Genomic DNA, 8694 nt, shown 5'->3' with positions numbered 1-8694 from the left:
CCCGCAGCCCGCAGCCCGCAGCCGACCACCGCCCCGCCGCGGCCCCGGCGACTAGTGCGTCCGCAACGGCCAGGCAGGCCGATCGTTGCCGTAGGCGGGGGCAGGCCACGTATACGCGGGGTACTCCGCGATCGCAGGTGCGGCGGTGCACGCCTCCCCGTGGTAGACCGCGGTCGCGGGATCGGGCGCGGCCGCCTGCGGGTGGCGCGGCGTCCGATCCGGCGCGTTGAGTAGCCAGGAAGCGGTGCGCGCCAACGAGACTCGCACGTCGCGCCCGATCCCGTCGGTGGCGCGCGCGGTGAGCGCGTCGATCACGCCCGCCGCGAGCAGATAGCCGGACGCGTGATCGAGCGCCTGGGCGGGCAGTGTGCCGGGCACCGCGGGCGCGCCCTCGGCGATCGCGATGCCGGAGGCCGCCTGCACAATGCTGTCGAACCCGCGCCGGCCTCCCCACGGCCCGAACTCGCCCCACGCCGAGACCCGCCCGTGGATGAGCCCGGGGCGTCGGGCCGCGGTGACTCCCGCGTGTGCGAGCGCGCCGGGCCGATAGCCGGTGACCAGCACGTCGGCGGCGGTGAGCAGGTCGTTGAACTGGGGCAACCGGTCCCGCAGATCCAGCAGCGTGGACCGCTTGCCCTGCCCGGTGTCGGCGTACTGCCACGGGATCTCGGGCAGGTGCGGTGGATCGACCCGCAGCACCTCCGCGCCCAGCAGCGCGAGGGTCCTGGTGGCGACGGGTCCGGCGATCACCCGGGTCAGGTCGAGCACGCGCAGGCCGCGCAGTGGCTGGAAAGGCGCTGCGCCCATGGGCAATCCGGGCTCGCCTCGGTCAGGGCGCCGTTCGATCGCGACGACCGGCCCGGCTGCGGCGGAGCGGCCCGCAGGGCTCTGCGCCCACTCTTGCTCGGTGCGCACCCGCACCGCGATCGCGCCGTGCGCGGCGGCGTGGTCTTCGATGTCGGCCGCCCGGCTCATCGCCATCTGCGCGACCGCGAGGTCCACCGGCGCGTCGATCGGCAGTCCGAGCGCGGTGAGCAACCGGTCGCGATGGTGCGGATAGTTGGCGTGTGTGCGGACCCATCCGTCGTAGGTGGGAAAGAACCCGGAGAGGTCGGCGAACATGGTCGCGGGCGCACCGTGGAAGCGCAGCAGGCGTTCGCTGGAGAACGCGGCGGTGATGCGGACGGGGTCGATGCGGTGCGCCACCGGATCGAGGCCGCGGATCGTGCGCAGGCGATTGGCCGCGGCGGTGAGCGCGGCGACCGATCCGGCGGCCAGTGCCCAGACCGGTAGTGTCGCAGCGAGATTGCTGCCGGGGTCGGGGGCAGGCGTAATGGCGGAGGGGGTGACACCGATTCCGGCTTCGTAGTCGTGGACCAGCCGTGTGTGCGCGTTCACGCGAACGAGCGTAATAGTTCCAGCTGAGAAGGAGATCTACGTGGGCATGAAGATCGAGTCGGGCGAGTGGCTGCGGGTGCTGCGCGGCGACCCGGCTCCCCGCCGCTACCTGCTGTGTTTGCCGCCGGGCGGCGGTCCCGCCACCGCATATCGTGAATTCGCACAATGTTTCGGCGCGGGCACCGTGGTGCTGGCGGTGCAGTATCCGGGCAGGCAGGATCGCCTCGGCGAGGCGCCGATCACCGATCTGTGCGAGCTCGCGGACCAGATAGCCCGAGAGGTGCTGCGGCACGGAAACCTCGACGGGCTGGCGCTGTTCGGGCACAGCATGGGTGCGACGGTGGCGTTCGAGACGGCGCGGCGGCTAGAGCGCGGCGGCCAGGCGCTCACGGCCCTGTTCGTGTCCGGCCGTCCCGCACCGGCTTTCGTGGAGACCCAACGGTTACACCTCGGCTCGGACGAGGATCTGATCAAGGATCTCGAGCGTCTGGCCGCCGACCCCGCGCCGATCCAAATGCTGCGGGACGAACCGAGTCTCGCGGAACTGGTGCTGCCCGCCGTACGCGGCGACTACCAGGCCGTCGAAACCTATCGGTACACGCCGGGTGACCCACTGGCCGTCGATATCGCCGCGCTCGTCAGCACCGGCGATCCCACCATGCGACCGGAGCAGGCCGACGAGTGGCGCGAGTTCACCGGCGGAACCTTCGAGCGCACAACCTTTCCCGGCGGGCACTTCTTCGTGGACGAACGCCCCGCGGCGGTGGCGGACGTCGTCGCGGCCCGGCTCGGCCAAGAGCGCTCGCCCGCGTGATAGCCGAGAAGTATTGCCGCGAAAGGAACTAACGGGCCGCCGGGAGGCGGGTGGCCGGTCCGGCCGCCCGTCGCCGCAGCACGGCGTAGCCCACCCAGGAGAGCACGACGACCACCGCGACGAGCACTCGGACCGCGCCGAGCGCGTTCTCCGGATAGATCACCCCGGTGAGGTAGTGGTCGATGAAACCGCTGGGCGGCAACCCCGCCTCGCCCGCTCGATGGCGTGCCCAATTCTCCAGATGCGTGAGCGGGCAGTCGATGCCGAACAGCACCGTGCTGAATCCCCAGCCGAACGCGAGCAGGTGCAGCCAGAGGGTGCGCGGCAGACGCCACGCCAGGTATCCACCGATCACCACGTACACCACGAACGCGAAATGCACGGCGGCGGTGGCATCGGCGAGCAACCGATACAGCACACCACCAGCTTAGCGATTCCGCCTCACCAGGGTGAAGGCTGATAGTCCTTGAGGAAGCAGCCGTAAAGGTCGGTGCCCTGCTCGCCCTGCACGATCGGGTCGTAGACCCGGGCAGCGCCGTCGACCAAGTCCAGCGGAGCGTGGAAGCCCTCTTCGGCCAGGCGCATCTTCGTATAGTGCGGGCGCTCGTCGGTGATCCATCCGGTGTCGACTGCGGTCATCAGGATGCCGTCGGCCTCGAGCATTTCCCGAGCGCTGGTGCGGGTCAACATGTTCAGCGCCGCCTTGGCCATATTGGTGTGCGGATGGCCCGGGCCCTTGTAGGCCCGGGAGAACTGGCCTTCCATCGCGGATACGTTGACGATGTACTTGCGGCGCGCGGTGGCCGCGGCCATGGCCGGTCGCAACCGCGACACCAGGATGAACGGCGCGACCGAATTGCACAGCTGCACCTCGAGCAGTTCGGTGGGATCGACCTCGGCGACGGTCTGCACCCAGCTGTTGGTGTGCGCGAGGTCGGGCACCAGACCGCCCGCGTCGATCGCGACGCCACGCGAAATGCGTTCCGGGGTGGCCGATCCCGCGACCAGCGCGAGTTCGGCGATATCGGCGGCGGACAGCGTCGGGGTGAGTGAGGCGGTGAGCGCGGTGGGGTGCGCCTGCATCGTCTTGCCGAAGGTGACCAGCTCGGGCAGCAGGCCCGCGGGCAGCGGCCCGGACTCGGCGTCGACCAGCGCGCTGTAGGCGCCGGGGGAGCGGCGCACCGTCTGGGCGGCGTTGTTGATCAGGATGTCCAGCGGGCCCTGCGCCGCCACGTCGTCGGCGAGCGCGACGACCTGGGCGGGATCGCGCAGGTCGATGCCGACCACGCGCAAGCGGTGCAGCCAGTCCGCGCTGTCCTCCATCGCGGCGAAGCGGCGGACCGCGTCGTTCGGAAACCGGGTGGTGATCGTGGTGTGCGCGCCGTCGCGCAGCAACCGCAGCGCGATGTACATGCCGATCTTGGCGCGGCCGCCGGTGAGCAGGGCGCGGCGTCCGGTCAGATCGGTCCGAGCGTCGCGCTTGCCGTGGCTGCGCGCGGCGCATTCCGGGCACAGCTGGTGATAGAACGCGTCCACCTGGGTGTACTTCTGCTTGCAGATATAGCAGGGCCGCGGCCGGATCAGCGTGCCCGCGCTGGCGCCCGCCGCGCTCGAGGCCAGCGGGATGCCCGCGGTCTCGTCGTCGATCCGCTGCGGCGAGCCGGTCGCGGTCGCGGCGACGACCTCGCGGTCGGCCGCCGACACCGCCGCCCTGGCCTCAATGCGCCGCCGCTGCTTGAGCTTCTTGAACATGTGGCCGACCGCGCGCTGTACCGCCACCGAGTCGGGATGGTCCTTCTCCAGTTGCCCGGCCTTGTCCAGTACGCGCAGACAGGTCGCGAGCTCGTCCGGATCAATCATGCTTTCGGCCATCGGTGGTACAGGCATCCTTTTGCTGAGCTGGGAAATCGACCCGCTCATTGTCGCAAACGCGCGAACCGGGTTGCCGCCCGGTTGCCTGCTCGGGCGGTTATGCGCGCAGCAGCCGCAGCGTCGTGTCCGCGGTCCCGCGCAGCAGCTCGATCGCTTCGGCGGTGGTCGGCGGCCTGCTGGTGGGGGTGGCGGCGACCGAGGACAGGCGCAGCCAGCTGATCTCGTAGGTGGTCCACCCGTGGCGGACGGCGAGGGTGAGGCTGGTGGGCCGGGTGCCGCCCGCGCTCTTGCGTTGTACGAGATACGCCTCGTCGCCGAGGCCGGGCAGCGCGGTGATCTCGTCGTTCTCGGACAGCGGGGCCTGTGTCCAGGTCTGGAACCGGGCGGTGAATTCGGGGCCGGGATCGGTCTGCTTGTGCACCACCGCCCGCACCTTCACCGTGCTGTCGTCGCCGCGATCGAGCGCGCCGGGCGTGCCGAGCCGAATCGTGCACATCATCGTGTCGACGGCCGGGTGCAGAAGGGTTTGGTGCAGTGGGTATTTCGGTCCGGTCGCACTATTGGACGCGAGGGCGAACCCAGCGCGCAGATAGGGGGCGGTGTCGGTGATCGCGCAGAGGTTGTCGACATGGTGATATCCCCGCAGATCGGGCACGGTCGCGGCGGTTCGGTCGGTGCCGGAGGTGTCGAGCGAGGCGACGAACCAGAGCGCCGAGACCGCCGCCGCGGCGCCCAGCGCCCACTGCCAGCTCTTGCCGGGTGTGGACCCGCGCCAGGTCAGCGCGCGGCGCGGCGGCACCGTGCCGTCCGGATAGGGCCGTGGTGGTGCCGCCGGAGTCAGCGGCTGGTCCAGCCAGCCCGTGTAGTCGGGGCGCGAGGGCCCCGAACCCCCCGATCCCGTCATCGCCCCGAAAATATCACTTCATCCGACGTCCCGGGGAAGTTCGGATCAGGGCCGGGCGGAGCGCAGTTCTTCCGCAGCGGTGGTGCGGCCGAGCTGGTCGGCGCGTGCGGTGAGACGGGCGAGCAACGGTGCCGGGATCTCCGCGCGGACCTCGATCAGCCCGTCCCACACCACTTTCGGGGTGTCCGCGGTGAGCGCGGCGAGGAACTCGTCTAGATCGTCCATGCCGTCGATGATTTCGAGCACCCTGGCCCGGCCGTCGGCCTCCTGCGCGAGCGCGATCTCGACGAGGGTATCGATGTTGTCGCTGCGCGCCGCGACGAGCACCGCGGCCAAGAGCTGTGCGCGGCTCAGCTCGCCGATGCAGGACGCCAGGATCGGGGTCGCGGTCGCCGGCAGCGCGTCGACCAAAGGCAAAGCCTGGGACCAGAGTTCGTGTTCGGCGGTGGTGCCGATCACCGCGCGCAGGACGTCCGGGTCCTGCATGATCGGCAGGCCCGCCATCCGCCTGCGGTCGGTGTCGGTCATCGCCAGGGCGATCGGCAGCATCGCGCTCCACATGCCGGCGGCGTCGGCTCGGGTGACCAGCTCGCCGAGTTCGTCGTCGGGCTTGTCGGCCAGCCGCGCGGCCAGGATGGCCAGCTGATCCGGTTGCAAGTGCACCGCCAGCGGCAGCAGATCCAGCCAGAAGCCCTTCTGCAACGCGGCGTCCATGATCGAGGCGAGCACCGATTCCTCCTGTACCGCAGGTCTTTCGGCGAAAGCCCGCAGGCTGTCCGGACTCATCGCGCTGGTCACCGGCAGCAGCGAATCCCAGGCGTCCAGGGCACGGACGGCCTCGATCAGGCCGTCCAGCACCGCGCCGCCGAGTCCGGCCGCGAGATCGCCGAGCGCGGCCCGGTTCTCGGGGCCGACGCTGTCGAGCAGATCGAGACCCTCTGCCCACAGGTCTTGTTCGTGTGCGGCCCGGATCACCCCGGCGAGCCGGTCGGTGAACAGACCCATCAGCCGGTCCAGTGCGGACTTGTCCTCCATGAGAAAGCCGACGCGCAACAGATCGGCATCGCCGAGCACCGGTGCCGCGGCGCGCATCGATTCCTCCGGCACGACGCCGACGAACCGGCTCATGGTCACGTGGTCGTCCAGCCGCAGCAGCTCCCGGGCCACGTCGGCGACCAGCCGGGTAGGCACCGACGCGATGATGTCGGCAGTGCGCCGCGGGTCCAGCTGGGCCGCGGTCTCGGCGAGAAAGCGAGCGGGCAGCGCCTTCGCGATATCGATGGCGCGAGCGGGTTCGACCGATCCGGCGACGGCCGCGCACAGCACCGGCCCGAACGCGCGCTCGGCGGCCTTGGCGCTGATCACGGTCGGCACCAACTTGGTCGCCGCCGCGACCCGCCGCATCCGCGCGGCGTCGCGATCGAAGAGCAGATCGGTGGCGCGTTCCCGGAACGCCCGGATCGCCTCGGGCGAAAGGCTGTGCAGGAACGCGAGATCCGCCGGGTCGGCGATATCCAGTAGTCGCGCGAGTTTCGTCGTCTCCGCGCGCACCATGAGTTGCGCGCTCATAAGCCGAGCGCCCGCTTCACGGCCGGCCGCATCAGCCGGGGGATCAGCTGCAGCGAGGATTCGACCGCCGCGCCGAGGCGTTCGCCGCGGGCGCTGACGGCGGTGCGCAGCAGGCGGTCGAGCTCGGCGAGGTCGGCTTCGGTGAGCCGGCCGAACTCGTCGGGCAGCGGTGCGCCGAGGGTCTGGGTCAGCGGGTGCGCCGGGTCCGGCATGGCATCTCCGTATCGGTGTCGAATCCTGGTGCGCGCGGCCGTGTTCCGGCGGGCGCGCGGGTCAGCTGCTGCGCGGCGTGATCGCGGCCCGGTCGGCGCGCAGGTCGTCGACGAAGTTGGCGATCGCCTCGGCGACCAGCAGCGGTTCGGTGACGGGCAGCCAGTGGTCCGCGGGCACGGCGCAGCGCCAGAGCCGGTCCACCCAGCGGATCGAGGTGTCGTAGATGGCGGCGGGCACGAACGGGTCGGTGGAGTCCACCAGCAGTTGCACCGGCACCGCGGTGCGGCGCAGCCGCGGGCGGCGCAGATGATGCAGCAGGTTGGCCTGCGCGATCCGCCCGCCGGAGACCAGGTCGGTGCGCCAGGTGCGGGCGATCCGGGCCGGGATCGGCGAGAGCCCGCCGAGCCGCTCGACCAGCAACGTGCGCACCCGCGGCGGGTACAGCCGCCGCGCGACGGGGATCGGCCGCAACGTCCAGCGCGCGCCGTGCAGCCACCAGCCGAGATCGCCGAGCACGCCTCTGGCGTGCGGCGCGACCGCGCGCAGCCACAGTCCCAGATGATCGAGGTTGGGACCGGAAATGGCGGTGAACGAGGCGATCCGGGTGTTCGCCCGCGGATCGCACACCGCCTCCCACAGTTGCACCGCGCCCCAGCCGTGGCCGCAGGTATGCACCGGCTGCTTCGGACTCGCCGCGTCGATCACCGCGAAGAAGTCGGCGGCCAGCCGGTCCAGGCGGAAGTCCGCGAGCAAGGCCGGAGTGTCCGACCTGCCGTGCCCGCGCACGTCGTAGGTGATCACCCGGAAGCCGTCGCTCAGCAGGGCGGCGACGGTGGCCCATACGCGATGGGTGTCGGTGAGGCCGTGCACGAGAACCAAGGGTTCGGCCGCGGGGTCGCCCCATTCGAAAACGGCGAGATCGGCGCCGTCGGCGGTCACCGTCCATTGCCGGTCCGGGCGCGGCGTATCGGTGTCGATCAGGTTGGTCATGTTGTCAGCCTCGTTCGGGGGCGAGCTGCCGGCCGGACACCAGGTGTCGTACCGCCAGTACGTTTTCCGATACCGACAGTACGAAGTAATCCCGGGCAAGGCGAGGGGTACGCCCAGACTATGGCGTACCTCACGTCGATAACCGTACTGGCGGTACGTGTATGCTGCGGTCGTGCCCCGTCCCAGCTCCCGTCCTTCGGCGACCTCCCGCGCGGAGATCGTCGATGCCGCGATCCGGGTGATCGACCGGGCCGGGCCGCGGCCGAGCATGGACGACATCGCCCGCGAAGCCGCGATGACGAAACCGCGCCTGTATCGGCAGTTCGCCGACAAGGCCGACCTCTACACCGAGATCGGCAACCGGATGGCGAAGTCCGCCGCGGCCGCCGCGGGCAACGATCTGACGCTCATGCTGCAGCCTCCGCGCGCCGCGCTGCGCCGGGTGCTGACGGGTTATGCCGACAGTATTCTGCAGCATCCCAATGTGTTTCGCTTCCTCGGTCAGGCTCAGGTGACCCAGCGGTCCGACGGCACGGTGCTGCAATTCGACCTCGGCCGCGCCGCCTCGGACCGTTTCGCCCGGCAGGCGCGCGAGATCGCCGAGTCCATTCCGATCGAGACCGCGGGCATCGACTACCTGTCGCGCGCGGTGGTCGGCGTGGTCGTCTCGATCACCGATCTCTGGCTGGCCGATCCGGCGCCGTCGACGCGCACCGCGGAGTTCGTCGACCAGGCCACCGAATTCGTGTGGGGTCTGATCGACGGTTTCCTGCGCAGGCAGGGCATCTCGGCGGATCCGGACACCCCGATTCTCGCTTCGCTCACCGCCGTCAATCAGGCGCAGCGGCCCACGGGCTGACCACTTTCGCTTCCTCGGGCACACCCTTGTGCCCGCCTTGTTGACAGCATGCCAATAGTGCGCGAATCTGATGCG

General features: G+C 70.6%; 9 protein-coding genes. 2 read left to right on the top strand and 7 right to left on the bottom strand.

The genetic code is table 11. The features are described 5' to 3' along the window. Window positions 1–51: 51 nt before the first annotated feature. The gene (locus tag NBRGI_RS25050; RefSeq protein WP_029899659.1) at window positions 52–1398 is read right to left on the bottom strand and encodes a CoA transferase; all 1347 of its coding nucleotides are present in this window, start codon (window positions 1396–1398) and stop codon (window positions 52–54) included. A 46-nt stretch (window positions 1399–1444) separates the two neighbouring features. Between NBRGI_RS25050 and NBRGI_RS25045 the strand changes: the two genes are divergently transcribed. Then, window positions 1445–2212, top strand: a complete 768-nt coding sequence (locus NBRGI_RS25045; protein ID WP_029899658.1) for a thioesterase II family protein — start codon at window positions 1445–1447, stop codon at window positions 2210–2212. Window positions 2213–2240: 28 nt separating this feature from the next. On the opposite strand, the gene NBRGI_RS25040 is transcribed toward NBRGI_RS25045, so the two are convergent. From NBRGI_RS25040 to NBRGI_RS25015, 6 genes are all read right to left on the bottom strand, one after another. Next, on the bottom strand, window positions 2241–2630 hold the full coding sequence (locus NBRGI_RS25040; RefSeq protein ID WP_029899657.1) for a DUF2784 domain-containing protein: 390 nt from the start codon (window positions 2628–2630) through the stop codon (window positions 2241–2243). Window positions 2631–2653: 23 nt separating this feature from the next. After that, window positions 2654–4084 (bottom strand): SDR family NAD(P)-dependent oxidoreductase, encoded by a 1431-nt coding sequence (locus tag NBRGI_RS25035; protein ID WP_029899656.1) that lies wholly within the window; start codon window positions 4082–4084, stop codon window positions 2654–2656. Between the two features lie 97 nt (window positions 4085–4181). After that, window positions 4182–4988, bottom strand: a complete 807-nt coding sequence (locus NBRGI_RS25030; protein ID WP_029899655.1) for a hypothetical protein — start codon at window positions 4986–4988, stop codon at window positions 4182–4184. Between the two features lie 45 nt (window positions 4989–5033). Further along, window positions 5034–6557 (bottom strand): hypothetical protein, encoded by a 1524-nt coding sequence (locus NBRGI_RS25025; protein WP_029899654.1) that lies wholly within the window; start codon window positions 6555–6557, stop codon window positions 5034–5036. Next, window positions 6554–6769, bottom strand: coding sequence for a hypothetical protein (locus NBRGI_RS25020; protein ID WP_029899653.1), 216 nt, complete (start codon window positions 6767–6769; stop codon window positions 6554–6556). Before NBRGI_RS25020 ends, NBRGI_RS25025 begins: the two co-directional genes overlap by 4 nt. 61 nt (window positions 6770–6830) lie before the next feature. Continuing rightward, a complete protein-coding gene (locus NBRGI_RS25015; RefSeq protein ID WP_029899652.1) occupies window positions 6831–7760 on the bottom strand; it encodes an alpha/beta fold hydrolase in 930 nt (309 codons plus the stop codon). Between the two features lie 172 nt (window positions 7761–7932). On the opposite strand from NBRGI_RS25015, the gene NBRGI_RS25010 reads away from it, so the two are divergent. Next, window positions 7933–8619, top strand: coding sequence for a TetR/AcrR family transcriptional regulator (locus NBRGI_RS25010; RefSeq protein ID WP_029899651.1), 687 nt, complete (start codon window positions 7933–7935; stop codon window positions 8617–8619). Window positions 8620–8694: the final 75 nt, after the last annotated feature.

Origin of the sequence: Nocardia brasiliensis IFM 10847 (genome assembly GCF_000710915.1) — a bacterium.
Classification (GTDB): Bacteria; Actinomycetota; Actinomycetes; order Mycobacteriales; family Mycobacteriaceae; genus Nocardia; species Nocardia brasiliensis_A.
This window is presented reverse-complemented; position numbering and strand designations above follow the sequence as displayed.

Coding starts and splice junctions, on each gene's coding strand:
- NBRGI_RS25045 (WP_029899658.1), top strand. CDS start 1,445: ATGAAGATCGAGTCGGGCGAGTGGCTGCGGGTGCTGCGCGGCGACCCG.
- NBRGI_RS25030 (WP_029899655.1), bottom strand. CDS start 4,988: ATGACGGGATCGGGGGGTTCGGGGCCCTCGCGCCCCGACTACACGGGC.
- NBRGI_RS25035 (WP_029899656.1), bottom strand. CDS start 4,084: ATGGCCGAAAGCATGATTGATCCGGACGAGCTCGCGACCTGTCTGCGC.
- NBRGI_RS25015 (WP_029899652.1), bottom strand. CDS start 7,760: ATGACCAACCTGATCGACACCGATACGCCGCGCCCGGACCGGCAATGG.
- NBRGI_RS25025 (WP_029899654.1), bottom strand. CDS start 6,557: ATGAGCGCGCAACTCATGGTGCGCGCGGAGACGACGAAACTCGCGCGA.
- NBRGI_RS25020 (WP_029899653.1), bottom strand. CDS start 6,769: ATGCCGGACCCGGCGCACCCGCTGACCCAGACCCTCGGCGCACCGCTG.